Annotated in this window: 20 protein-coding genes and 1 pseudogene; 7 read left to right on the top strand and 14 right to left on the bottom strand. The window is 74.2% G+C overall.

From position 1 onward, the window contains the following. Window positions 1–59: 59 nt before the first annotated feature. The 8 genes from fabF to H1A17_RS12925 all read right to left on the bottom strand — a co-directional run bounded on the left by fabF (window position 60) and on the right by H1A17_RS12925 (window position 8222). A complete protein-coding gene (gene fabF, locus H1A17_RS12960) occupies window positions 60–1286 on the bottom strand; it encodes a beta-ketoacyl-ACP synthase II (protein ID WP_145921164.1) in 1227 nt (408 codons plus the stop codon). Between the two features lies 1 nt (window position 1287). Further along, window positions 1288–1527: an acyl carrier protein gene (locus tag H1A17_RS12955; RefSeq protein WP_067313076.1), complete on the bottom strand. Its 240-nt coding sequence runs from the start codon at window positions 1525–1527 to the stop codon at window positions 1288–1290. Window positions 1528–1602: 75 nt separating this feature from the next. Further along, on the bottom strand, window positions 1603–2547 hold the full coding sequence (locus H1A17_RS12950; RefSeq protein ID WP_145921163.1) for a beta-ketoacyl-ACP synthase III: 945 nt from the start codon (window positions 2545–2547) through the stop codon (window positions 1603–1605). Further along, window positions 2544–3713, bottom strand: coding sequence for an acyltransferase domain-containing protein (locus H1A17_RS12945; RefSeq protein ID WP_194821951.1), 1170 nt, complete (start codon window positions 3711–3713; stop codon window positions 2544–2546). The genes H1A17_RS12950 and H1A17_RS12945 overlap by 4 nt, the downstream gene beginning before the upstream one ends. 135 nt (window positions 3714–3848) lie before the next feature. Continuing rightward, on the bottom strand, window positions 3849–5084 hold the full coding sequence (locus tag H1A17_RS12940) for a CdaR family transcriptional regulator (RefSeq protein WP_228543461.1): 1236 nt from the start codon (window positions 5082–5084) through the stop codon (window positions 3849–3851). 78 nt (window positions 5085–5162) lie between these two features. Next, the gene (locus H1A17_RS12935) at window positions 5163–6242 is read right to left on the bottom strand and encodes a cellulose binding domain-containing protein (RefSeq protein ID WP_194821950.1); all 1080 of its coding nucleotides are present in this window, start codon (window positions 6240–6242) and stop codon (window positions 5163–5165) included. Window positions 6243–6375: 133 nt separating this feature from the next. Further along, window positions 6376–7041: a response regulator transcription factor gene (locus H1A17_RS12930; protein WP_145921159.1), complete on the bottom strand. Its 666-nt coding sequence runs from the start codon at window positions 7039–7041 to the stop codon at window positions 6376–6378. Beyond that, window positions 7038–8222 (bottom strand): sensor histidine kinase, encoded by a 1185-nt coding sequence (locus H1A17_RS12925; protein ID WP_228543454.1) that lies wholly within the window; start codon window positions 8220–8222, stop codon window positions 7038–7040. Before H1A17_RS12925 ends, H1A17_RS12930 begins: the two co-directional genes overlap by 4 nt. Before the next feature lie 188 nt (window positions 8223–8410). On the opposite strand from H1A17_RS12925, the gene H1A17_RS12920 reads away from it, so the two are divergent. The 3 genes from H1A17_RS12920 to H1A17_RS12910 all read left to right on the top strand — a co-directional run bounded on the left by H1A17_RS12920 (window position 8411) and on the right by H1A17_RS12910 (window position 10407). Further along, window positions 8411–8950 carry a hypothetical protein gene (locus tag H1A17_RS12920; protein WP_194821949.1) on the top strand — a complete coding sequence of 180 codons (540 nt, stop codon included), beginning with the start codon at window positions 8411–8413 and terminating at the stop codon, window positions 8948–8950. Window positions 8951–9054: 104 nt separating this feature from the next. Beyond that, the gene (locus tag H1A17_RS12915) at window positions 9055–9408 is read left to right on the top strand and encodes a hypothetical protein (protein ID WP_145921157.1); all 354 of its coding nucleotides are present in this window, start codon (window positions 9055–9057) and stop codon (window positions 9406–9408) included. Window positions 9409–9444: 36 nt separating this feature from the next. Next, window positions 9445–10407 carry an NADP-dependent oxidoreductase gene (locus H1A17_RS12910; RefSeq protein ID WP_145921156.1) on the top strand — a complete coding sequence of 321 codons (963 nt, stop codon included), beginning with the start codon at window positions 9445–9447 and terminating at the stop codon, window positions 10405–10407. A 74-nt stretch (window positions 10408–10481) separates the two neighbouring features. Here the strand turns inward: H1A17_RS12910 and H1A17_RS12905 are convergent, their stop codons facing one another. Continuing rightward, window positions 10482–11147, bottom strand: a complete 666-nt coding sequence (locus H1A17_RS12905) for a hypothetical protein (RefSeq protein ID WP_145921155.1) — start codon at window positions 11145–11147, stop codon at window positions 10482–10484. 223 nt (window positions 11148–11370) lie between these two features. Here H1A17_RS12905 and H1A17_RS12900 point away from each other — a divergent pair, with 223 nt between their 5' ends. Beyond that, on the top strand, window positions 11371–11982 hold the full coding sequence (locus H1A17_RS12900; RefSeq protein ID WP_145921154.1) for a copper resistance CopC family protein: 612 nt from the start codon (window positions 11371–11373) through the stop codon (window positions 11980–11982). 58 nt (window positions 11983–12040) lie between these two features. Here H1A17_RS12900 and gltX read toward each other — a convergent pair whose 3' ends face one another. The 3 genes from gltX to H1A17_RS12885 all read right to left on the bottom strand — a co-directional run bounded on the left by gltX (window position 12041) and on the right by H1A17_RS12885 (window position 16154). Then, the gene (gene gltX, locus H1A17_RS12895) at window positions 12041–13438 is read right to left on the bottom strand and encodes a glutamate--tRNA ligase (protein ID WP_194821964.1); all 1398 of its coding nucleotides are present in this window, start codon (window positions 13436–13438) and stop codon (window positions 12041–12043) included. Between the two features lie 116 nt (window positions 13439–13554). Next, window positions 13555–14832: an MFS transporter gene (locus H1A17_RS12890; protein WP_194821948.1), complete on the bottom strand. Its 1278-nt coding sequence runs from the start codon at window positions 14830–14832 to the stop codon at window positions 13555–13557. Then, window positions 14829–16154, bottom strand: a complete 1326-nt coding sequence (locus tag H1A17_RS12885) for a GH1 family beta-glucosidase (protein ID WP_145921151.1) — start codon at window positions 16152–16154, stop codon at window positions 14829–14831. The genes H1A17_RS12890 and H1A17_RS12885 overlap by 4 nt, the downstream gene beginning before the upstream one ends. A 182-nt stretch (window positions 16155–16336) precedes the next feature. On the opposite strand from H1A17_RS12885, the gene H1A17_RS12880 reads away from it, so the two are divergent. Continuing rightward, window positions 16337–16783: an SRPBCC family protein gene (locus tag H1A17_RS12880; RefSeq protein WP_088644846.1), complete on the top strand. Its 447-nt coding sequence runs from the start codon at window positions 16337–16339 to the stop codon at window positions 16781–16783. Window positions 16784–16847: 64 nt separating this feature from the next. On the opposite strand, the gene aceE is transcribed toward H1A17_RS12880, so the two are convergent. After that, window positions 16848–19586, bottom strand: coding sequence for a pyruvate dehydrogenase (acetyl-transferring), homodimeric type (gene aceE / locus H1A17_RS12875; protein WP_194821947.1), 2739 nt, complete (start codon window positions 19584–19586; stop codon window positions 16848–16850). Window positions 19587–19792: 206 nt separating this feature from the next. Between aceE and H1A17_RS12870 the strand changes: the two genes are divergently transcribed. Beyond that, a complete protein-coding gene (locus tag H1A17_RS12870) occupies window positions 19793–20197 on the top strand; it encodes a YjbQ family protein (RefSeq protein ID WP_168222548.1) in 405 nt (134 codons plus the stop codon). Between the two features lie 72 nt (window positions 20198–20269). Here H1A17_RS12870 and H1A17_RS12865 read toward each other — a convergent pair whose 3' ends face one another. Further along, window positions 20270–21931: an alkaline phosphatase gene (locus tag H1A17_RS12865; protein WP_194821946.1), complete on the bottom strand. Its 1662-nt coding sequence runs from the start codon at window positions 21929–21931 to the stop codon at window positions 20270–20272. Window positions 21932–22260: 329 nt separating this feature from the next. Between H1A17_RS12865 and H1A17_RS34390 the strand changes: the two are divergent. Further along, window positions 22261–23068, top strand: a pseudogene (locus H1A17_RS34390) (transketolase); the annotation flags it as partial.

Genomic DNA, 23068 nt, shown 5'->3' with positions numbered 1-23068 from the left:
ACCGTCACCCGACGGCCCACCAACCCCGGAGTGCCGGGGTCGGTGGGCCGGTGGTGCCGTCAGGGGCGGGTGAAGACCAGGGCGACGTTGTGACCGCCGAAGCCGAACGAGTTGTTCAGCGCGGCGGGCACGTCCAGGTGGCGGACCTTGTTCGCGGCCACGTCCATGTCCAGACCGTCGTCCGGGTCGTCCAGGTTGATCGTCGGCGGGATGACGCCGTCGCGGATGGTCAGGATCGTGGCGATCGACTCCAACGCGCCGGCCGCGCCGAGCAGGTGCCCGGTCATCGACTTGGTGGCGGTCAGCACCGGGTGGTCGCCGAGCGCCCGGTGCAGCGCCTTGATCTCGGCGAGGTCGCCCACCGGGGTCGAGGTGGCGTGCGCGTTGACGTGCACGATGTCGGCCTTGGCCACGTCGGCGTCGGCGATCGCCTTGGCGATGGCCCGGATCGCGCCGGCCCCCTCGGGGTGCGGCTGCACGATGTCGTACCCGTCGGAGGTGATGCCCGCTCCGGCGAGCCGGGCGTAGACGTGCGCGCCCCGGGCGGCGGCGTGGTCGGCCCGCTCCAGCACCAGGATGCCGGCGCCCTCACCGAGGACGAAGCCGTCGCGGCCCTTGTCCCACGGGCGGGAGGCCTGCTCCGGCTCGTCGTTGCGGGTCGACATGGCCCGCATGGAGCTGAACCCGGCGATCGGCAGCGGGTGGATGACCGCCTCGGTGCCGCCGGCCACCACCACGTCGGCCCGACCGGACCGGATCATGTCGAGGCCGAGCGCGATCGCCTCCGCGCCGGTCGCGCAGGCGCTCGCCACCGAGTGCACCCCGGCCTGCGCGCCCAGCTCCAACCCCACCCAGGCGGCGGGGCCGTTCGGCATCAGCATCGGGATGGTGTGCGGGGAGACCCGGCGCGGGCCGGACGCCTCCAGGATGTCGTCCTGGGCGAGCAGCGTCAGGGCGCCACCGATGCCGGAGCCGACACTGGCCCCCAACCGCTCCGGGTCCAGCCCGGAGTCGGCGAGCCCCGAGTCCGCCCAGGCCTGCTGCGCCGCGATCAGCGCGATCGCCTCGGAACGGTCCAGCCGGCGCAGCTTGACCCGGTCCAGCACCTCGCTCGGATCGACCGCGAGCTGGGCGGCGATCCGGACCGGGAGCTGGCCGGCCCACTCCTGGGTGAGCGGACTCACCCCGGAGCGGCCGGCGAGCATGGCATCCCAGGTCGACGCGACGTCCCCGCCCAGCGGGGTGGTCGCGCCGAGCCCGGTGACGACGACGTCGACGTGACTCATCTCAGGACTGCGCCTCGATGAAGCTGACGGCGTCCCCGACGGTCTTCAGGTTCTGCACCTCGTTGTCCGGGATCTTGACGCCGAACTTCTCCTCGGCGGCGACCACGACCTCCACCATGGAGAGCGAGTCGACGTCGAGGTCGTCGGTGAAGGACTTCCCCTCGGCCACGTCGTCCGGGTTCACCCCGGCAACCTCTTCGAGGATCTCGGCGAGGCCGGAGGTGATCTCGTCACGGGTCATTACGGTGGGTTCCTCTCATCGGGGTTTGTTCTCCGCCGGCTGGCGGTGCGCCGCGGTCGCCGACCGCGTCGGGTCTCAGGGGCAGCGGACGACCTGACCGGCGTAGGTCAGCCCGCCGCCGAAGCCGAACAGCAGCACCGGCGCGCCCGAGGGCACCTCCCGCCGCTCGACCAGCTTGGACAGGGCCAGCGGCACGCTCGCCGCCGAGGTGTTGCCGGACTCGACGATGTCCTTGGCGATGATCGCCTGCGGGATGTTCAGCCGCTTGGCGATGCCGTCGATGATCCGCGAGTTGGCCTGGTGCGGCACGAACGCGGCCAGCTCGGACGGGTCGACGCCGGCCTTCTCGCACGCCTGCAGCGCCAGCGGGGCCAGCGCGGTGGTGGCCCAGCGGAACACCGACTGCCCCTCCTGCGCGATGTACGGCCGCCAGCCCTCGATGCGTACCGCGTCGCTCTTGTCCGGCGCGGAGCCCCACACCACCGGGCCGATCCCGCTCGGCTCGTCGCCGGTGGTGGCGGTGACCACCGCCGCGCCCGCGCCGTCGGCGAAGATGATGCAGGTCGAGCGGTCGGTCCAGTCGGTAAAGTCGGAGAGCTTCTCGGCGCCGATGACCAGCGCGTTGCGGGACGCGCCGGCCCGGATGGCGTGGTCGACGGTGCCCAGCGCGTACGCGAAGCCGGAGCACGCGGTGTTCAGGTCGAACGCGCCGGGGGCGGTGATGCCCAGCTTGGCGGCGACCCGGCAGGCCACGTTCGGGCTGCGGTCGATCGAGGTGCAGGTGGCGACGACGACCAGGTCGATGTCGGCGGCGGTGAGGCCCGAGTTGGCCAGCGCCTTGTCGGCGGCGGCGGTGGCCATGTCGGCGACCGTCTCGCCGTCGGCGATGCGCCGGCTGACGATGCCGACCCGGTCCCTGATCCACTCGTCGTTGGTGTCGACGAACTGGGCGATGTCGTTGTTGGTCACCACCCGGGAGGGCTGGTAGTGCCCGAGGGCGACGATCCGACTGCCGCTCATGCCTGGCCTCCGATGCGGGCGATGGGTCGGCCCGGCGCGACCGGGTCGGCGGGGTGGGCGAGCCACTCGGTGAGCGGGCCGCTGTCGTGGGCGGTGACCTCGACCGGCCCCAGCCGGGTGGTCACCTGGCCGAGCACCTGGCCGGCGCTCAGCTCGGTGCCCTCGGTGAGGCCCTCGGCCGGGGCGAAGGTGCCGACGGCGGGGGCGACGACGACCCGGGTGCGGTCGGTCGGGCGGTGACCGGGCGGGCCGCTGTGCCGGGCGATCAGGTCCCGGGCGGCGGGCAGGTCGGCGGGGGTGTTCAGGGTGACGATCTCCGGTACGCCGGTGGCCTTGAGTTCCCGCTTGACCAGCCCGGCGAGGGTGCCGGCCGGGGGCAGTTCGAGCACGCCGGTGACGCCCAGGTCGGCCAGCGTCCGCATGCACAGGTCCCAGCGCACCGGCGCGGTGACCTGCCGGACCAGCCGGTGCACCAGCTCCCGGCCGTGCGCGACGGGAGCGCCGTCGAGGTCGGAGAGCAGGAGCCGGGCCGGGGCGGACGGGGTGATCCCGGCGGCGACGGCGGCCAGCGCCTGCTCGGCGGGGCCCATGTACGGGGTGTGGAACGCCCCGGCGACCTGCAGCCGGATGATCCGGGCCTTGGCCGGCGGCTCGGCGGCGAGCTTGTCCAGGGCGTCGAGCGTGCCGGCGGCGACGATCTGGCCGCCGCCGTTGCGGTTGGCCGGGTGCAGGCCGTGGGTGTCCAGCGCGGCGAGCACCTCGTCGGGGTCGCCGCCGAGCACGGCGGCCATCCCGGTCGGGGTCAGCGCGCAGGCGTCGGCCATCTCCCGGCCGCGTACCCCGGCGAGGGTGACCGCGGTCTCGGCGGAGAACACCCCGGCGAGCGCGGCGGCGGCCAGCTCGCCGACGCTGTGCCCGGCGACCAGGTTCACGTCGTGCAGGGGAAGCTGTTCGGCCGCGACCAGGGCCGAGGCCACCAGCAGCGGCTGGGTGCGGGCGGTGTCCCTGATCTCGTCGGCGTCGGCCTCGGCGCCGAGCCGGACCAGGTCGACCCCGGCCGGCACCGACCACCAGCGCAGCCGTGACTCGACGCCGCGCAGGGCGAGCCACGGTGTCAGGAAGCCGGGCTTCTGGGAACCCTGGCCGGGAGAGAGGACGGCGAGCACGTCTATGACTCTTCCCGATACCCCGGGGTAAGCGCTGTGCGGGCTGACACCAAACCGCACTAGAACTCTTGGAGGGTTCCTACAAACATCGGCCGTGATCGTCGCCTAGCGGCCCTGCTCACCGGTCACCCGGTGTCATTTCTGGCTCGGACCGGGCGCGCCCGCCGGGACGATCGGGTCCAGCCGGCCGACCGTCAGCGCCACCTGGAGCGCGAACGCGTCCCGGGGGGTCAGCGGGGAGAATCCGGTCACCTCGGCGATCCGACGCAGTCGGTAACGCACCGTGTTGGGGTGGACGAACAGGGCGCGGGCCGCGCTCTCCAGCGTCCCGCCGGCGGCGAAGAAGGCGTCCAACGTCTCCAGCAGCTCCCCGCCCGCGCGGACCAGGGCGGCGTACACGTCGTGGCGCAGCAGGCGGCGGGCCTCGGCGTCGCCGGCGAGGGCCCGCTCGGGCAGCAGGTCGGCCGCCGGCACCGGCCGGGGCGCGGTCGGCCAGGCCGGCGCCGCCCGGTAGCCGGCCAGCGCGGCCCGCGCCGAGTCCGTCGCCTCGTCCAGACTGGGTACGGCGGGACCGACCACCACCGGGCCGTCGCCGAACCCGGGAAGCAGCTTCTCGGTGGCGGCCATCGGGTCGGCCGCGCCACCGAGCACGATCACCAGCCGGTCGCCGTGCACGCCGCCGATCACCTCCACCCCGATCCGGCGGGCGTACCGGTAGACGGTGTGCAGCACGGCGGACACCTCCCCGCCGGGGGACCGGCCCACCGCCACCGCCACCGGTGGGGCGTCCGCCCAGCCCAGCGCGGCGGCCCTGCTGGCCAGCACGTCGGGGGAGTCCCCCCGCAGCAGGGCGTCGACCAGCAGCGCCTGCAACCGGGCGTCCCAGGAGCCCCGGGACTCGGCGGCGCGGGCGTACGCCCGGGCGGCGGCGAAGGCGATCTCCCGGGAGAACCGCAGCACCGCCTCGCGCAGCTGCTGCTCCTCACCGGGCGCGGCCAGGTGCGACACCTGCTCCTCGACCACGTCGATGGTCACCTTGATCAGCGCCACCGTCTGCTGGAGGCTGATCGACCGGGCCAGGGCCAGCGGCGCGGTGGCGAAGACCTCGTCGGAGACCTCCTGGGTGCTGTCGGTGGTGCCGCCGCCGGACCCCAGCCACTCGACCAGCGACCGGGCGCCGGCCTGCGCCACCAGCATCACCCAGGAACGCTGCTCGGCCGGCAGCTCACGGAACCAGGGCAGGCTCTCGTCCATCCGGACCACGCTGGCCGTGGCCAGCGCCCCCGCCGCCCGTTCGATCCGGCGCAGGGTGGCCGTCAGTTCCCTCCCGTCCGGCTCGCTCACCGCTCCAGCGTGACATGCCCTGAGCAGGGACTCGACGTCGGCTCCGGGGCGACCCGCCGGGGGGCGGGTCGCCGGGCGTCGGGGCGCAGGTCGGCGGGGTGGCGGTCAGTTGGTGACGGTGACGTGCACCACCCAGCGCGCCTGGGGGGACGGGCAGGGGGTGGGCGCGTGCCGGCAGAGGTTGTCGGTGATGGTGGAGACGTCGACCCGGCCGGGCGCGGTCGCCACGTAGCGGGCGACGAGCGGCTGGCCGCTTGGGTAGCCGCCGGCCACCTCGTGGGGCACGACGACCCCGGCGGGGGAGAGCGTCGGGGGCAGGTAGTTGCTGGCCAGGCTGACCACGAGCGTGTCACCGACGCGCAGCGTGAGGTCCCGCTGGTTGTCGGGCGCGGAGACGACGACGGTCTGCCCGGCGTCGGTCGGCGGCACGTCGAGGACCGCGACGTGCAGCGTCCACAGCACGGTCGGCAGGGCGCACGGCGGGGTGGCGTGCCGGCAGGCGTGGTCGGTGCTGGTGGTCAGCTCGGCGGTGCCCGGGGCCACGGCCCGCAGCGTCGCCACGAGGGGCTGCCCGGTCGGGTAGCCGCCGCTGGTCGACACGGGGGTCAGCGCGCTCCCGGTGGTGGTGACCGGCAGGTAGTCGGCCGCCAGGGTCACGCCCAGCGTCTGCCCGACGAACAGGGTGACGGTGCGCTGGTTGTCGGCCTCGCGGACGGTGACGTCGGCGCCGGTCGGCGGGCTGGCGGTGGTCGGCGGGGCGGCGTCGTTGGTGCAGCTCGGCGTCGGCGTGGTGGTGGGGCCGGCGAGCTGCACGCCGAAGGTGGTCGACGCGCCCGGCGTCAGCACCCCGTTGTACGACGTGTTGGTCGCGGTCGCGGTGCCACCCGTCGCGCTGACCGAGGTGTTCCAGGACGACACGATCCGCTGGCCGTCGGTGAGCGGCCAGGTGACCGTCCACCGGTTGGCGGTCGACGACGCGGTGTTGGCGACGGTGAAGGTGACGATCTGGCCGCCGCTTGCGCCGCTGCCCCAGCGGGAGTCGACCCGGACCGTGGCGGTGCAGCCGCCGGCCGGGGTGGCCGTGGCGGGTGCGCCGCCGGCCACCGTGGTCATGCCGAGGGCGACGATGGTGGTGCCGGCGAGGATGCCGGCCGCCGTCAGGACGGACCGCCTGGACGCGATCATGACGATTCCTCCGATCCCCGTCGGAGCTCCGGTCGGGCGCGGCGTCGGACCACGGTCGCCGGCCGGAAAGCCCACGGTTCCGCTCGCACCCTATGACCGTCGCGGACCGTCAGTCAATAGACCAAAATCTATATCATGGTGGGGGTGCGGGCAGCGCCAGCTCCTGCGCCAGGATCGCCGCCTGCACCCGGCTGCGCAGCGCCAACTTCGCCAGCACCCGGCTCACGTGGGTCTTCGCGGTGCTCTCCGCCACCGCCAGCCGGTCGGCGATCTCCCGGTTGGACAGGCCGACGCCCAGGCAGGCCAGCACGTCGCGCTCCCGGGGGGTCAACCCGGCCACCGCGGCGCGGTCCGCCCCGTCGACGGCCGGCGCGGTCGCCGCGAACGCCGAGATCAGCCGCCGGGTCAACGTCGGGGCGATCACCCCCTCGCCCCGGGCCACCGTCCGCACCGCCGCCACCAGACCGGCCGCGTCGGTGTCCTTGAGCAGGAAACCGGCCGCCCCGGCACGCAGCGCGCCGAAGACGTACTCGTCGAGGTCGAAGGTGGTCAGCACCAGCACGTCGGCCGTGCCGGCGGCGACGATCTCCCGGGTCGCCGACACCCCGTCCAGCCGGGGCATCCGGATGTCCAGCACCGCCACGTCGGGACGCAGCTCACGGCAGAGCCGTACCGCCGTCTCCCCGTCGGCCGCCTCGCCCACCACCTCGATCTCCGGCGCGCCGGCCAGGATCAGCACCAGACCGGCCCGGACCGCCGCCTGGTCGTCGGCCAGCACCACCCGGACCGGGGCGGTCACGGCCGCTCCCCGGCCGGCAGCGTCGCCCGCACCCGCCAGCAGCCGTCCCCGGGGCCGGCGGTGAACTCGCCGTCGAGCAGGGCGGCCCGCTCCCGCATCCCGATCAGGCCCGCGCCCCCGGCCGGCAGCCCCGCGCCGGCACCGGGCCCGCCGGAGCGGACCGGATTCTCCACCGTCACCGCCACCTCCGTCGGCCGGTACGCCACGGTCAGCTCCGCGGTGCCCGTACCGTGGCGCAACGCGTTGGTCAACGACTCCTGCACGATCCGGTACGCCGCCAGGTCGACCCCGACCGGCAGCTCCCGGGGCGGCCCCTGCACCGTCGCCCGGACCCGCAGCCCGGCGTCGGCCATCCGGGCCAGCAGCCGGTCCAACTCGTCCAGCCGGACCCGGGTGGCCTCCTGCACCGGGTCCACGGACGGCTCCCGCAGCAGCCCGATGAGCTGCCGCATCTCGGCCATGCCCTGCACGCTGCTCTCCCGGATCACCCGCAGCGCCGCGTCGATGCGGGGCCGGTCCAGCCCGGGGGCGGCGAGCACGGCGGTGGCGTGCAGGGCCACCGCGCTGAGCTGGTTCGCCACCACGTCGTGCAGCTCCCGGGCCATCCGGGCCCGTTCGGCCAGCACCGCCTGCCGCCGGTCCAGCTCGACCAGCCGGGCGGTCTGCTCGGCGCGGGCCCGCTCGGTCGCCGCCTGGTCCCGGTACTGCCGCACGCTGATCCCGGTGACCACCGGCAGCACCCCGAACAGCGCGAACGGCATCCCGACGGCGGCACCCCGCCAGCCCCACCAGAGCAGGCCCAGCACCGTGCCGCCGACGCTGAGCCCGACGGTGACCCGCAACAGCCAGCGCCACCACCGGGGCGGGCCGTACACGCACGTGTCGTACAACACCTGGGTGTAGATCACCGTGGTGCCCACCGACACGCCGAGCGCGGCGTCGGCGAGCACCGCCACCGTGCCCACCGCCAGGCCGGTACGGGTGGCCACCCGGCGCAGCCCGACCGCCACGCTGACCGCCAGCAGCGGCACCAGGAAGGACACCCGTGGCACGTCCGGCGCCCAGCCGAACTGCGGTTGCAGGCCGACACCGTAGGCCGCCAGGCCGCCGACCAGGGACACCCCGGCCAGGGCCAGGTCGCGTCCCGGCCGGCCGGAGCCGACCCAGCCCGGCATCCGCATGGTCCCGATCTCACCACACCCCGGGCCGGTGCCCCTCCCACCTGCGGAGGAGGCCGCCCGGTCGGCCGTCCGCCGAAGGGGGTACGCGGGGCCGCCGCTCCGCCGAAGGAGGGACCCGGAACTCGTCCCCGCCGGTGAGGTGACCACCGGCCCGCCCCGGCACGCTGGACCGGGACGGGGAGGTGGACATGCTGCTGGCGGTCATCGTCGGGTGTGAGATCGGATTCTGGGTGCTGCTCGCGGCCGGGCTGGTCGCCCGGTACCCGCTGCGCCGGCCCCGGCTGGGCGCGGCGCTGCTGGTCTGCGTCCCCCTGGTCGACCTGGTGCTGCTGGGCGCGGCGGCGGTGGACCTGCGCCGGGGGGCCACCGCGGACGCCACCCACGGGCTGGCCGCCGTCTACCTCGGGTTCTCGGTGGCGTTCGGGCACTCCGTGATCCGGTGGGCCGACCAGCGCTTCGCCCACCGCTTCGCGGGCGGCCCGCCGCCGGTGAAACCACCCCGGTACGGCTGGGCGCGGGCCCGCCACGAGTGGCGGGAATGGGGCAAGGCACTGCTCGGCTGGGCCGTCGCCTGTGCCCTGCTGGCCGCCGCGATCGTCGTCGTCGGGGACGCCGAGCGCACCCGGGAGCTGGCGAACTGGATCCGCAACCTCACCGTCGGGCTGCTGATCTGGCTGGTCGCGTTCCCGGTCTGGGAGACGATCTTCCCGCGTCGTCCGAGGTCCTGACACCGGGGGTACGCGCTGCACGGCGCGTCGGTGCCGGCCAGTACGGTGGCACTGCCGCGCCGGGGTGTCGTCCCGGCGGGCGACGCGAGTGTGAGGAGACCGGGATGGCGCACGGGGAGGCCGACCACGGCTGCGCCCAGGGCGAACCCTGCCGACCGGGCCACCCCGACCAGCCGCCGGCGGCCCGACCGCACCGCCGGATGGCCACGGAGCAGGTCTGCCGGGCGGCCGAGCGGGCCGACGACGAGCTGACACTGCCCCGCCAGCGCGGCACCGAGACCGTCGACGGCGCGGCATCCCGACCGGCGGCGGAACCCGGCCCGACCGGTCAGCCGGACACCCCGGCCCGTGCCTGCCGCAGCGACCTGGCCGGGTGGGCCGGCGCGCACCGGCACGGCCCGGTCCGCCCCGGCCGGCGTCGGCAGCGTGTCCAACGCCCGCCACACCGTTGGTGCTGATCACCTGACGGCCCGTCGGCCGTTAGCGTGGGTGACGTGCAGGCGATCGCGATCGACGGGTGGGGTACGGCCGACCGGCTGGCCCTGCGGGAGCTGCCCGACCCCCCGGTGGGGCCGGACACGGTGCTGGTGCGGGTCCGCGCCGCCGGGGTGAACCCGGTCGACGCGAAGATCCGCGCCGGGCAGCTGGCCGGGGCGATCCCCGCGCACTTCCCCCTGGTGCCCGGCTGGGACGCGGCGGGTGTGGTGGTGGCGGCCGGTCCGGCGGTGACCGGGTTCGCCGTCGGCGACGAGGTGATCGGGTACGTCCGTCGCGACCACCTCCAGTACGGCAGCTACGCCGAACTGGTCCCCGCCCCGCAACGCTGCCTGGCGGTCCGGCCCGCGCGGGCGTCCTGGGCCGAGGCGGCCGGCCTGCCGCTGGCCGGGTTGACCGCCTACCAGGCGTTGCGGCGGGCCGGCACCGGCGCGGGGGACACCGTGCTGGTGCACGGCGCGTCGGGCGGGGTGGGGCATCTCGCGGTGCAGGTGGCGCGGGCGCTGGGGGCGACCCGGGTGATCGGCACGGCGGGCCCCGCCAACCACGACTTCGTCCGGTCGTTGGGCGCCGAACCGGTCGCCCACGGCGACGGCCTGGCCGACCGGCTCCGCGCGCTCGCGCCCGACGGGGTGGACGTGGCGCTCGACCTGTTCGGCGGGTCGGCGCTGGACGTGTCGGCGGCGCTGCTGTCCCGCCCGGCCCGGCTGGTCTCCGTCGCCGACCCGGAACACGTCACCCGGCTCGGCGGCAGCTACCTGTTCGCGCAGCCGTCCTCGACGGACCTGGGGCTGCTGGCCGCGTTGGTCGACGCGGGCCGGCTCACCGTCCACATCGAGCGGGTGCTCCCGCTGGCCCAGGCCGCGGACGCGCACCGGCTGGTCGAGGCCGGGCACGTCCGGGGCAAGGTGGTGCTGGCGGTGTGGTCGGCGGCGGGCACGGCGGCCGACCGGCCGGCCTGACCGGCACCGGGGCGCGGGTGCACCGCGCCGGACCGGCGGGGCTGTGCGGGCCGGCATCGGCGGCCGGCCGGAGGTCAGCGGGTGCGGCGGCGGACCAGCAGGGCGATGCCCGCCAGACCGAGCGTGATCACCAGCATCACGCCCACGTTGAGCAGCAGCAGCCGCTGGAGTTCGGCGATCGCGTCGTCGATGTCCCGGCCCGGGTTGAGGGCGTCGTCCGTAAGGACCCGCTCGCCGCCACCGACGCCGCCGCTGACCGTGTCGAGCTGCCGCTCCAGCGGCACCCCGGCGGCGCGCAGCGTCTCGGACATGCTGAGCCGCCCGAGGAACCAGCCGGCGGTGGTCTTGCGCTGGTCGGGCTGCTTGGCCGGCCGGAAGGCCCGGGGGCCGCCCTTGGCCAGCGGGTAGAGGTCGAACGTCTGCTTGGGGGCGTCCCCGGCGAGCACCACGATGGTGTACTTCGGACCGAGGTCGGCGGCCTTGGGCCCCTTGGCCTCACCGGTGCGGCCGAACCAGCTGACCTGGTCGATGACCGCGACCACGTGGGTGGGGGCGGTGTCGGTGCGCAGGCGTAGCGGTTCGGTCAGCCCGACCCCGGTGATGTCCACTCCGGCGGGTGGCGTCTTCGGTGCCGTCCGGTGCGTCCCGGCCGCCTGCGCGGCCGTCCCGGTGCCGAGCAGCACCGCCGCCGCCACGCCCACGGCGACCGCTGCCAGCAGTCGCCTCACCCTGTCGACCATCGCCGCCTCCTCGCCCCGTTCGATGGATGGCTGTGCTGCGGGTCACGCGCGGCTCGGTCGGCATCGGTGCGTGACCGGGCAGCGCCGGCCCCACCGCACAGACTTCCTGGAACATCGCTCGGATGCAGCTCTGGGAACAATATGTGGAACTATCTGCGATCCTGGAACGACCAATTCTCAGCCGCGCGATCAGCGGGCGGATCGTACCTTTGCGGAGGGCTTCATGGGGGGCAGGGTCCCACGGCTGGTGCGGGCGGTGCCAGTGCTCGTCGGCGTGGCGCTCGGCGTGGCGCTGTTGCCGGCGTCGCCGGCGTTCGCACACAACTCGCTGACCGGGAGTAATCCGGCCAACGGGGCCAAGGTCGCCACCGCGCCGGCCGCGGTCGAGCTGCGCTTCCTGGCCAAACTCGATCCGGACAGGACGAAGATCACAGTCACCGGTCCGGACAACATCCCGGCCGCCGGTGGCGAGCCGACCTTCTCCGGCAGCCGGGTCAGGGTGCCGTTCGCCCCGGGCGCGGCCGGACTGTACATCGTCGACTATCAATTGCCGTCCAGTGACGGCCACCCGGTCAAGGGGGAGGTGCGGTTCACCCTCACCACCGGCACCGCCGCCGCGCCCCCGTCGCCGTCGGTCACCCCGTCGGCCAACCCCACGCCGTCGCCGTCGCCGAGCAGTGCGGCACCCGACTCCCCGTCGGCCACCCCGGTTGCCGCGACCGGCACCGACGACGCCGGCCGGGGCTGGCTCTGGGCGGCGGCCGGCGGCCTGGTGCTGCTCGCCGCGCTCGCCGGGGGCCTGTTCCTGCGCCGCCGCCGCTCCACCCGGACCTGACCGGACACCGACGCGGGGCCCACCGGTCACCGGTGGGCCCCGCATCGTGCCGTGGTGGCTAGACCAGGCGGAGCCGGGCGGCGCGCAGCCGGGCCAGGGTGCGCTCCCGACCGAGCACCTCCAGCGACTCGAACAGCGGCAACCCGACGGTCCGGCCGGTGACCGCCACCCGGACCGGGGCCTGCGCCTTGCCCAGCTTGAGGCCGCGTTCCGCGCCGACCGCCTCCAGCGTCGACTTCAGCGACTCCGTGTCCCAGGACTCCAGCGCCGTGTAGCCGGCGACGGCCGCGTCGAGCAGCTCGGCCGCCCCCTCCTTCATCGCCTTCGCCCAGGCCGCCTCGTCGATCAGCGGGTCGGCGAGGAAGAGGAAGTCGACGTTGGGCACGATCTCGCTGAGCACCGCGATCCGGGTCTGCGCCAGCGGCGCCACCGCGGCGAACGCGTCGGCGTCGAACTCCGCCGGCTGCCACGGCGGCGGCGCGATGGTGCCGGTGCCGGTCAGCCACGGCTGGCAGGCGGCCACGAACTCGTCGACCGGCAGGGCCCGGATGTACTCGCCGTTGAACGCGCGCAGCTTCTTCTCGTCGAAGAAGGCGGGGGAGGGGTTGACCTCGGTCAACCGGAACTCCTCCTCGATCACCGACCAGGGCACGATCTCCCGGTCGCCCGAGGGCGCCCAGCCGAGCAGCATCAGGTAGTTGCGCATCGCGGCGGCGAGGTAACCCTCGTCCCGGTACGCCTCCAGGGCCACCTTGTCGCGGCGCTTGGAGAGCTTCTGCCGCTTCTCGTTGACCACCACCGGCACGTGCGCCCAGATCGGCGGCTTGACGCCCAGGGCGTCCCAGAGGAGCTGCTGCTTCGGGGTGTTCGGCAGGTGCTCCTCGGCCCGGATCACGTGGGTGATCCCCATCGTCATGTCGTCCACGACGTTGGCGAGCAGGAACACCGGGGAACCGTCGCCCCGGGCGATGACGAAGTCCTCGATCAGCTTGTTCTCGAAGGTCGGCTCGCCCCGGATCAGGTCGACCACCACGGTCGCACCCTCGTCGGGGGTACGGAAGCGCAGCGCCCGCCCCTCGCCGGGCGGCAGGCCCCGGTCCCGGCAGAAGCCGTCGTAGCCCTGGTACTGCGAGCCGGTACGGGCCTGCACCGCCTCCCGGGTGCAGTCGCAGTAGTAGGCCCGGCCGGCGTCGTGCAGCCGCTGGGCGGCGGCCCGGTGCTCACCGGCGTACGCCGACTGGAAGTAGGGGCCCTCGTAGCTGCCCCGGGCGATGCCGATCCACTCCAGCGCGGACAGGATGCCCTCGGTCCACTCGGGCTTGTTGCGGGCGGCGTCGGTGTCCTCGACGCGCAGCACGAACACCCCGTCCTGCTGCTTGGCGAAGATCCAGTTCTGTAGCGCCGAGCGGGCGCCGCCGACGTGGAACATACCGGTCGGGGAAGGGGCGAAGCGCACACGTACCGTCACGCCGTCCAGCCTACGGCCGGGTGCGACCCGGTTTCCCCAGGGGGCCGGGACGCCGTCGCCCCGGGGCCCGGCCGGGACCGGACCGGTCGGGTCGCCGCCGGTGGTCAGCGGACGCCGCGGATCTTGAGGACCAGGGCGCTGCCGAGCAGGGTCACCACGGCGGTCACCGCGTACAGCGTCGGGTAGCCGCCCAGGTGCACCACGATCGGGGCGGACAGCGCCGGGCCGAGCACCTGCGGCGCGGAGTTCGCGATGTTGATCACGCCGAGGTCCTTGGCCCGGTCGGTGGCGCGCGGCAGCACCTCGGTGATCAGCGCCGCGTCGACCGACAGGTAGACGCCGTAACCGGCACCGAGCAGCACGGCGGCGACCAGCGCCATCGGCCAGGTCGGCGCGACCGCCAGCAGCAGCGCGGCCACCGCCATCACCACCCCGGAGACGATCACGTAGACCTTGCGCCGGCCGGACCGGTCGGACAGCATCCCGGCGACCACGGCGGTGAGCATCATGCCGAGGGTGTAGAGCAGGATCAGCACCAGCAGCCCGCCCTCGGGGTCGGGGTAGCGCACCCCGTCGGTGAGGAAGTACAGCAGGTAGAGGGTGCCCAGGGCGTTGCCGATCTGCACCAGGAACCGGGTGATCCAGGCCCAGGCGAAGTCCGGGTGCCGGCGCGGGTCGATCCACATCGAGGCGACCAGCGCGCGCAGCCGCAGCGGCGGGCGGTGCTGCCGGGGCAGCGGGTCGTCAGGGGTGAGGAACGCGAACGGCAGCGACAGCAGCAGCACCGCCAACGCCATCGCCGTGTAGCCGGGCACGGTGCCGCTGACCAGGGCGGTGACCAGCACCGCGCCGAGCACCAGGCCGAGCGCCTGCGGAATGCCCACCCAGCCGGAGACGCCACCGCGCTGCACGACCGGCACCCGGTCCGGAATGCCGGCGGTGAGGCTGGCCAGCATCGCGTTGAAGCAGACCTGGGCGGCGACCCAGCCCAGCGCCACCCCGGCGATGGTCTGCTGCCGGGCCAGCAGCACCAGCGCCAGCGCGCCGAGCACCGCCCCACCGGCGGTCCAGACGTGCCGGCGGCCGAACTCCCGCCCGCCGACGCGCAGGCAGGTACGGTCCGACAGCGCCCCGGCGAGCGGATTGGCCAGCACCGCCGCGAGCGCGCCCAGCCCGGTGACGACGGCCAGCATCGCCTCCTTGTGGTCCGGCGAGATCCGTTCCACCTGCTGCGGCAGCAGCACCTGGATGGGGGTGAAGAAGGCCATCCACACGCCGAGGTTGGCCGCGAAGATCAACGCGATCCAGCTGCGCCGTACCGGGACGACCGGGTCGGCGAGCGCCGCCGGCAGCGAGGCCGGCGTCGGGTCGACGGTGGTCACCCCCGGCCGACCTGGGACCGGTACCAGGCGTACGAGGACTTGGGCGTGCGGGTGCCGGTGGCGAAGTCGACGTGCACCAGGCCGAAGCGCTTGGTGAAGCCCTCGGCCCACTCCCAGTTGTCCAGCAGCGACCAGACGAAGTACCCGGTCACGTCGACGCCCTCGTCGATGGCGGCCCGCAGGGCGCGCAGGTGCCCGTCGAGGTAGGCGATCCGGTCCGGGTCGTGCACCCGGCCGTCGGCGTCGGGGACGTCGTCCCAGGCGCAGCCGCCCTCGGTGATCTGGATCGGGGGCAGCGCGTCGCCGTACCGGTCGCGCAGGCCGACGAGCAGGGTACGCAGCCCGTCGGGGACCACCGGCCAGTCGAACGCGGTCAGCGGGTAGCCCTCCAGCGGGACCAGGTCGAACGGCAGCGGGGAGCCCTCCTCGGGGGCGCGTACCCCGGTCGGGTTGTAGTAGTTGACCCCGAGTACGTCCAGCGGCGCGGCGATCACTGTCAGGTCGCCGTCGCGTACCACGCCCGGGTCGAAGCCGTCGGGGTAGCCCCGGCCCAGCAGCGGGTCGGTGAACAGGTGGTTGTGCAGTGCGTCGTACGCCGCTGCGGCGGCCCGGTCGGCGTCGGTGTCGCCGTGCCGGACGACCGGCGAGTAGTTGTTGGCGATGGCCACCGGGGAGCTGCTGCGGGCGCGCAGCGCGGCGACCGCGAGCCCGTGCCCGAGCAGTTGGTGGTGGGCGGCCGGGAAGGAGTCGAAGAGCAGCGTCTGACCGGGGGCGTGTTCCCCGGTGCCGTGGCCGAGGCTCAGGTGGATGAACGGCTCGTTGAGGGTGATCCAGAGCTTCACCCGGTCGCCGAGGCGTTCGGCGGTCAGGTCGGCGTACTCGGCGAAGTGGGCGGCGGTGTCCCGGTTCAGCCAGCCGCCGGCGTCCTGGAGCGGTTGCGGCAGGTCCCAGTGGAACAGGGTGGCGACCGGGTCGATGCCGGCGGCCAGCAGGTCGTCGACGAGCCGGTCGTAGAAGTCCAGGCCGGCGGCGTTGACCGGGCCGGTGCCGCCGGGCCGCACCCGGGGCCAGGCGATCGAGAACCGGTACGCCGACACCCCGAGCCCGGCCAGCAGCGCGACGTCCTCCCGGTGCCGGTGGTAGTGGTCGCAGGCTACGTCGCCGGTGCTGCCGTCGATGATCCGGCCGGGGGTGTGCGCGAAGGTGTCCCAGATGGACGGTCCCCGGCCGTCGGCGGTGGCGCCCCCCTCGATCTGGTACGCCGAGGTGGACACCCCCCAACGGAAACCGGCGGGGAAACCGGGGATCGGTGCGGTCGTCATCCACCCTCCCAGAACGCGAAACGTGTTCGCACTCTAGGGCGCGAAGTCCCCGAGCGCTATAGGCGCGAAGCAATGCGGGCGCAAGGGTTTTCGGCGTGTCTTTACCAAACACGTCCCGGTAAGTCCGATTTAGCGCATAGAGTGCGGAATATCGCGGATGTCCTCAGTGGGGGAAGAACAGAATGATCCTCGTCGAACGCAGTGCGCACGTGACGGCGCCGGTGGAAGCGGTCTGGGAAGTCGTACAGCGGGCCGAGCAGTTGCCCGCCTGGCTGGCCGGGGTCCGGGCCGCCGAGGTCCTCTCGGGGGAGGGTTTCGGCCGACGACAACTCGTCCAGGCCGGGCGCGGCTCGGCGCACGAGGCCGAGGTGATCGCCTACCAGGAACCCACCCTGATCGGCTGGCGGGAACGCGCCAGGGGGGCCGGGGCCCGCGCCGAGGCGCGCACCGAGATCTACGTGCAGCTCACCGCCGACGAGGAGGAGGGCGGCACCATCGTCCGGCTGATCGTGGTCCGCTGGCCGGCCGGCCCGGTCAAGGGCGCCCTGCTGCGCCTCGGGCTGCGCCGGGTCGGCGCCGACCTGGAGGAGTCGCTGGCCCGGCTCACCGACCTGGCCGCCGTCGGCTGACGCGACGGAGCGACGCGAAAGGGCCCGGCGCGCCGCGCCGGGCCCTGCGTCGTACCGGTGGGGGCTAGCTGTCCCCGCCGGTCTCGCCGACCGGGGCGGCGTTGACGTCGTCGATCGCGTACTTCTTGGCGGCCTCGGCCGGGACGCCGGCCGGCACCGTGCCGCGCAGGGCGAGCTGCCGCAGCGTCGCCACCGCCACCGACTCGGCGTCGACGTGGAAGTGCCGCCGCAGCGCGTGCCGGGTGTCCGACATGCCGAAGCCGTCGGTGCCGAGCGAGGTGTAGTCGCCCGGTACCCAGCGGGCGATCAGGTCCGGTACCGCGCGCATCCAGTCGCTGACCGCGACCTTCGGGCCGTCGGCGTCGGCCAGCTTCTGCTGGATGTACGGCACCCGCTGCTCCGCGCCCGGGTTGAGCAGGTTGTGCTCCTCGCAGAGCACCGCGTCGCGGCGCAGCTCCGTCCAGGAGGTCACCGACCAGACGTCGGCGGCCACCCCCCAGTCCTGGGCGAGCAGCTGCTGGGCCTTGAGGGCCCACTGCATGCCGGTGCCGGAGGCCAGGATGTTCGCCTTCGGGCCGTCGACCTGCGGGGCCGCCGCGTACCGGTAGATGCCCTTGAGCAGCCCGTCGACGTCCACGTCGGACGGCTCGACCGGCTGGTGGATCGGCTCGTTGTAGACGGTGAGGTAGTAGAAGACGTTCTCCTGCGCCTCGCCGTACATCCGGTGCAGGCCGTTCTCCACGATGTGGGCCAGCTCGAACCCGAACGCCGCGTCGTAGGCGACCACCGCCGGGTTGGTGGCGGCCAGCAGCAGGGAGTGGCCGTCCTCGTGCTGGAGGCCCTCACCGTTGAGCGTGGTCCGGCCGGCGGTCGCGCCGAGGACGAAGCCCCGGGCCATCTGGTCGGCCGCCGCCCAGAAGCCGTCACCGGTGCGCTGGAACCCGAACATCGAGTAGAAGATGTACATCGGGATCATCGGCTCGTCGTGGGTGGCGTACGAGGTGCCGGCGGCGGTGAACGAGGCGACCGAACCGGCCTCGTTGATCCCCTCGTGCAGGATCTGCCCGGTGGTCGACTCCTTGTACGACAGGAACAGCTCCCGGTCGACCGAGGTGTACCGCTGGCCGTGCGGCGAGTAGATCTTCGCGGTCGGGAAGATCGAGTCGAGGCCGAAGGTGCGTGCCTCGTCCGGGATGATCGGCACCCAGCGCTTGCCGAACTCCTTGTCCTTCATGATGTCCTTGAGCAGGCGGACGAAGGCCATCGTGGTGGCCACCTTCTGCTTGCCCGAGCCGCGCTTGACGTCGGCGAACCGCTCCGGCCCCGGGATCGCCAGCTTCTTGTGGCTGGTCCGTCGGGACGGCAGGTAACCGCCGAGCTGCTCCCGCCGCTCCCGCAGGTAGGCCAGCTCGTCCGACGACTCGCCCGGCGTGTAGTACGGCGGCAGGTAGGGGTTCTCCTCCAGCACCTTGTCCGGGATGTCCAGGTAGAGGCGGTCGCGGAACAACTTCAGGTCGTCCAGCGTCAGCTTCTTCATCTGGTGCGTGGCGTTGCGGCCCTCGAAGTGCGAGCCCAGCGTCCAGCCCTTGATGGTCTTGGCCAGGATCACGGTCGGCTGCCCGGTGTGCTCGGTGGCCGCCTTGTAGGCCGCGTAGAGCTTGCGGTAGTCGTGCCCGCCCCGCTTGAGGTTCCAGATCTCGTCGTCGGACAGGTGCTCGACCATCTTGCGGGTCCGCTGGTCGCGGCCGAAGAAGTGCTCCCGCACGTACGCCCCGGACTCCGCCTTGTAGGTCTGGTAGTCACCGTCGGGGGTGGTGTTCATCAGGTTGACCAGCGCGCCGTCGGTGTCCGCGGCGAGCAGCGGGTCCCACTCCCGGCCCCAGACCACCTTGATCACGTTCCAGCCGGCCCCCCGGAAGAACGCCTCCAGCTCCTGCATGATCTTGCCGTTGCCGCGGACCGGCCCGTCCAGCCGCTGGAGGTTGCAGTTGATCACGAAGGTGAGGTTGTCCAGCTCCTCGCGGGCGGCCACGCCGATCGCGCCGAGCGACTCGACCTCGTCCATCTCGCCGTCACCGAGGAACGCCCAGACGTGCTGCTGGGAGGTGTCCTTGATGCCCCGGTGCTGGAGGTAGCGGTTGAACCGGGCCTGGTAGATCGCGTTCATCGGGCCCAGGCCCATGGAGACCGTGGGGAACTCCCAGAAGTCCGGCATCAGCCGCGGGTGCGGGTACGACGGCAGCCCGCCGCCCGGGTGCGACAGCTCCTGCCGGAACCCGTCGAGCTGGTTCTCGGAGAGCCGGCCCTCCAGGAACGCCCGCCCGTACATGCCGGGGGAGGCGTGGCCCTGGTAGAAGATGTGGTCGCCACCGCCCGGGTGGTTCTTGCCCCGGAAGAAGTGGTTGAAGCCCACCTCGTAGAGGGAGGCGGAGCTGGCGAAGGTGGAGATGTGCCCGCCGACGCCGATCTCCGGCCGCTGCGCCCGGTGCACCAGCATCGCCGCGTTCCACCGGACGTACGCCCGGATCCGCCGCTCGATGTGCTCGTCACCCGGGAACCAGGGTTCCTGCTCCGGGGCGATGGTGTTGATGTAGTCGGTGGTGGTCAGGGACGGAACCCCGACCTGCCGCTCACGGGCCCGCTCCAGCAGGCTCAGCATGACGTACCGGGCGCGCTTGGTTCCGCGCTCGTCGATGACACCGTCGAGCGACTCGACCCATTCGCCGGTCTCTTCAGGGTCGATGTCCGGAAGCTGGCTCGGCAGACCAGCGGTGATCACCGGGCGCTTGCGTTCCGTAGCCACAGGCGTTCCCTCGGTTGTGTGTGGGATAGGTCTCTAGCGCCATCCTGCCCTCTGGTGGCACCCGTCGTCACGTCTAGCTCCCCCAGACGCGACGCTGAACACAGGTACCCGTCGGTAACTTTGCGTGGGCGACCGTGCCGGCCGACGGGGGCCGGCACGGCCCCGGCCGACGGCGGCGGCGCGGCGGATGCGGCAGAATGCGCCGTATGCGCAGTGAGGTGATCACCGTCCGGACCGGTTCCCGTCCCACCGTCGCCGACATCACGGCCGAGGCCGAACGGTTCGTCGCCGGGCAGGGCGACGGCCTGCTGCACGTCTTCGTGCCGCACGCCACCGCCGGGGTGGCGATCATCGAGACCGGCGCCGGCTCCGACGACGACCTGCTGCGTGCCCTCGACGACCTGCTGCCCACCGACGACCGCTGGCGGCACCGGCACGGCTCGCCCGGCCACGGCCGCGACCACGTGCTGCCCGCCTTCGTCCCGCCGTACGCGACGCTGCCGGTGCTCGGCGGCCGGCTCCAGCTCGGCACCTGGCAGTCGGTCTGCCTGGTCGACCCCAACGGCGACAACCCGTCGCGCCAGGTCCGCTTCTCCTTCCTCCCCGGCTGACCCCGGCGGGCCCCGGCTGACCCGACCGCCCCCGGGCTGACCAGGGGCCCCGGCCGGCCCCGGGTCAGCCGCTCAGCGCAGCCCGGTCTCCGTCTCGACCGTGTACCGGTCCCGGTCCACCGGCCGGGCGCGGGCGGTGGACGGCGGCCGGTCGTACGTCTGGTGCAGGCCGGGCACCCGGTCCTCGACCACGAACGACGCCCGGGGGTACGCCGGCGCGCCCGCCCGGCTCACGTACGGCAGCACCATGAAGTCCGCGCTGAGCTGCGCCGGGGTGATCGTGGTCCGGACGAAACCGCGCAGGTCGTTCTGGAACCGCAGGTGCGGGTTGGTACGCAGCCAGGGGTGCGAGCCGCTGGCCGAGTCGAAACCGTCCCCGCCCGAGGTGACCGAGGAGCAGACCAGCTCGGTGCCGACCGTCCGCGCCGCCGGGTCGAGGTAGTCCAGCTTAAGATCGGCCGCCCAGTGCGCGTGCACGTCGCCGGTGAGCACCACCGGGTTGCGTACCCCGGCCGCCACCCAGCCCCGGGTGATCCGGTCCCGGGAAGCCAGGTAGCCGTCCCAGGCGTCCATGCTGGTCAGCCGGGTCGGGCCGGGGTCACGGTCCCGGGCGGCGAAGAACACCTGCTGGGCGAGCAGGTCCCAGCGGGAGTCGGAGCGCCGGAACCCGTCCAGCAGCCACTGCTCCTGCGCCGACCCGGTGATGGTGCGACCCGGGTCGGCCGCCGCCGGGCAGTCCCGGTAGCCGTCCCCGCACGCCTGGTCGTCGCGGAACTGCCGGGTGTCGAGCAGGTGGAAGGTGGCCAGCCGGCCCCAGCGCAGCCGCCGGTACAGCGCGATGTCCGGACCGCGCGGCACCGACGCCCGCCGCAACGGCATGTTCTCGTGGTACGCCTGGAAGGCGGCGGCCCGCCGGGCCAGGAAGTCCGGGTCCGGCTCCTCCGGCACCGCGCCGGCCCAGTTGTTCTCCACCTCGTGGTCGTCGAAGACCACCGCCCAGGGGGCCACCGCGTGCGCCGCCTGGAGATCCGGGTCGGTCTTGTACTGGGCGTGCCGCTGCCGGTAGTTGGCAAGCGTCCGGGTCTCCGGCCCCTCGTGCCCGCGCGGCCGGTCCGGGCCGTACTCCCGGGCGTACTCGTACTGGTAGTCGCCGAGGTGCAGGATCAGCTCCGGCGCGCTCTCGGCCAGCCGCCGGTACGCGGTGAAGTACCCCTGCTCGTAGTGGGAGCAGGAGACGAAACCCATCGCCAGCGCGGTGGGCAGGGACGCCGGGTCGGGTGCGGTACGGGTACGCGCGGTGGGGGAGAGGTGCCCCTCGGCCCGGAACCGGTAGAAGTACTCCCGTCCCGGCAGCAGCCCGGTCAGCTCGACGTGCACGCTGTGCGCCGACTCGGGCCGGGCGGTCTGCGTACCCCGCTGGACGACGTGCCGGAACAGTTCGTCGGCGGCCACCTCCCACTGCACCTCGACCGCCCGGCCGGGCATGCCGCCCAGGCCGTCCCCGGCCAGCGGCTGCGGCGCCAACCGGGTCCACAGCACCACCCCCTGGTGGTCGGGGTCGCCGGAGGCCACCCCGAGGGTGAACGGCCAGATCAGCGGCCGGTGCCCGGCGGGGACCACCGGCCGGGCGGGACGCCCGTCGGCGGCGTCGGCGGGCGTGGACCGGCCGGCGGTCGCGCCGGCCGCGCCGAGCGCCGCGCCGGAGAGCAGGACGGTACGTCGGGACAGTGCCATGGGAGCCTCCCCGGGGTCCGGTGCGTTCCTGACCCCGGCAGCGTCGCGACCCACGGTGGCCGTCAGGTGACGACCGGAGACCGTCGCCGCCTCCGGCAGCCGAACAGCGCCCGGCGGCCGGTGTGCCCGCCACCCCGGCCCGGCCCGACCCGGCGGTCGGGTGGGTCGCCGGCCGTCGCCCCGGCCTCCGCCCGGCTGTCCACTCTGCGGGAACGGGGCGGGACGGTGTCCTGCGGGGACCGTCCGCAGCGGGGTGCGGCGCAGCGCCGTACCCCGGTCGGGTCGTGTCTGAGTGGGCGACCGTGGCCTCCGTCGGTAATGCTGATCGCGTGACCACCCCGCAAGATCTCGACGACCGGTTCCGGGAGACCCTGGGCGCGTTGCCCGAGCCCGAGCGGCGGCGTGACCCCGGGCAACCCGTCCGGCCCGGTGCCGCGCTGACCGGGCGACAGCTGCTCGCCCTGTTCGACGCGCAGGTGACCAGCCGTCAGCTCGACCTGGCCGCGCGGTGGCTGCGCAGCTTCGACGAGGGCTTCTACACGATCGGCTCGGCCGGGCACGAGGCCAACGCGGCGGTGGCCGCCGCGCTGCGCCCCACCGACCCCGCCCTGCTGCACTACCGTTCCGGCGCGTTCTACTGCCTGCGCGCCGCCCAGGCCGCCGGCGACTTCCCCGGCGGCGACGCCGGGGCCGGCGGGGATCCCGCGGCCGGACACCCGGACGCCGACGGGGACGACCACCCGGCCGCCGGTGACCCCGACGGCATCCGTCCGCCGGCCGACGCCCCCGACGACGGCGGCCACCCGGCGGCCGACGACGTTCCCGCGCCCGCCGGAGCGCACCACCCGCGCCCGCCCGCCGCAGGCACCGACGCCGGCTCCCTGCCCGGTCACCCGGACGTACCCGGTCACCCGGACACCGCCGGCCCACCGACCGGGGCGTCGGACGCCGTCCCCGCGCCGCCCGGACCCCCGGACGCCGGCCTGCCGGACGCCGCGCCGCCCGGGGCTCCGGACGTCGCCGGCCGGCCGGACGGGAGCGTGGACGCCGGTCTGCCGGTCGGGTCGGCCGCCGGTGCCGGGTGGGGCGGGGAGACCGGCCCCGGCTCCCCGGCCCACGAGATCGGAAGAGCGTCGT

Source organism: Micromonospora sp. S-DT3-3-22 (genome assembly GCF_015354745.1).
GTDB classification, from domain to species: Bacteria; Actinomycetota; Actinomycetes; order Mycobacteriales; family Micromonosporaceae; genus Micromonospora; species Micromonospora wenchangensis.
Note: the sequence above shows the minus strand (reverse complement) of the source record. Positions and strands in the feature narration are given on the sequence as shown.